Consider the following 1,840-nt stretch of genomic DNA (forward strand, 5'->3'; position numbering starts at 1 on the left):
GGCCATCCGCACCGGCGGCAACTGATCGGGGACCGGCACGCTACGGTTGCGGCGATAGCCGTGTCGGTCACCTCCAGGGCAGCATCGCTGATCGGATCGGCGCTAGTGTTGCGCCAAGACGTGTGCACACCGCGCGCCGCGATGCGGACCAGTTACCACAGGGAGAAGGGTCGACGAAGTGAGTTACACCCAAGGCGGAAATGACGGTCGGACGGTCACTTCCATCCCGTTGACCGACGCCAATCCGCCCGGATCGGCCAGCATCGGCAGCCTCGTCCGCGACGCCACCGAGCAGCTGTCCACGCTCGTGCGCGCCGAGGTCGCGCTGGCCAAGGCCGAGGTCACCGGCGAGGTCAAGAAGGGCCTCACCGGCAGTGTCTTCTTCATCCTCGCGCTGACGATCCTGCTGTTCAGCTCATTCTTCTTTTTCTTCTTCCTCGCCGAACTGCTCGACGTGTGGCTGTACCGGTGGGCGGCGTTCCTCATCGTCTTCACGCTGATGGTGCTCGCCACCGCGCTGCTGGCCTTCCTCGGGTATCGCAAGGTGAAGAAGCTGAAGGCGCCGGAGAAGACGATCGGCTCGCTCAAGCAGAGCGCCGAGGTGCTGCCGCAGGCACTCGCCCACCGCGAGCACACCCCGTCGCTGGAGAAGGCGAAGAACTGACGAGTCCAGCCCCGGCGGGCCCGGTCGCCACGACCGGACCCGCCCACTAGGCTCGATCGGCGTGTCGTCCAATTCATTCCCGGATCCGTCCACCGTCCGTTACGACGGCCCGTGGACCCACCGGGACGTGCACGCCAACGGAATCCGCTTCCACGTCGTCGAAGCCGACGCCACGGTGCGCGCCGACGCGCCGCTGGTGCTGCTGCTGCACGGATTCGCCGACTTCTGGTGGTCGTGGCGTCATCAGCTCACCGGAATCGCCGACCACGGCTACCGGACCGTCGCCGTCGACCTGCGCGGATACGGCGACACGGACAAACCGCCCCGCGGCTACGACGGATGGACCCTCGCCGGTGACATCGCCGGACTCATCCGCGCGCTCGGCCACACCGAAGCGACCCTCGTCGGCCACGCCGACGGCGGCCTCGTCTGCTGGGCCACCGCGGTCCTGCATCCGCGGCTGGTTCGGTCCATCGCGCTCGTGAGCTCGCCGCACCCCGCCGCGTTGAAGAGTGCCGTCCTGCGCGATTCCGCACAGCGTTCCGCCTGGCTGCCCCAATTCCTGCGCTATCAGTTGCCCCGATACCCCGAGACCCTCCTCACGCGGCGGGGCGGGGCCGAGGTGGAGCGGTTGCTGCGCGAGCGGGTCGGTGAATCCTGGTCACGTACCGCCGAATTCACCGAGACGGCGTCACGGATGCGGACGGCTATTCGCATACCTGGTGCCGCCCACAGCGCGCTGGAGTATCAGCGGTGGGCCTTTCGGAGCCAATGGCGGCCTGATGGTAAGCGGTTCATGGCGACGATGCGGAATCCGATCGACATACCTGTTCTCGGATTACGCGGTGCGAATGACCAGTATCTGTTGGCCTCGACCATCGAGCGGGATCAGGAGCTTTCACCGCGTCGGGCGCTGGTGACTATTCCGAATGCGGGCCATTACGCCCATCAGGAGAACCCGGGCAAGGTCAATGAGGTGCTTACCGCGTATTGGCATGAGCAGAACGGTGCCAATGATGCTCCGAAGGATGACTTGGTGTCGCCCTGACGTTGTCTGGCGGGGCGGTGGCGGGGTGCTTTCGACCGCGTGACACCGGCATCCTCGAGGGCGCCACCTACCGCGCACCCAGCCGTGCGGCACCACCTCGGTGTTTTGTGCACCAAGGAGGTATTGGG

The 1,840-nt window shown here is 66.4% G+C and carries 2 protein-coding genes; both read left to right on the forward strand.

Translation table 11 applies throughout. The annotated features are described in order from the left end of the window. Positions 1-178: 178 nt before the first annotated feature. Positions 179-664: a phage holin family protein gene (locus tag NI2_RS23730; RefSeq protein WP_067494480.1), complete on the forward strand. Its 486-nt coding sequence runs from the start codon at positions 179-181 to the stop codon at positions 662-664. Positions 665-725: 61 nt separating this feature from the next. Beyond that, a complete protein-coding gene (locus NI2_RS23735) occupies positions 726-1,712 on the forward strand; it encodes an alpha/beta fold hydrolase (protein WP_067494484.1) in 987 nt (328 codons plus the stop codon). Positions 1,713-1,840: the final 128 nt, after the last annotated feature.

Origin of the sequence: Nocardia ignorata NBRC 108230 (assembly GCF_001612905.1) — a bacterium.
GTDB lineage: Bacteria > Actinomycetota > Actinomycetes > Mycobacteriales > Mycobacteriaceae > Nocardia > Nocardia ignorata.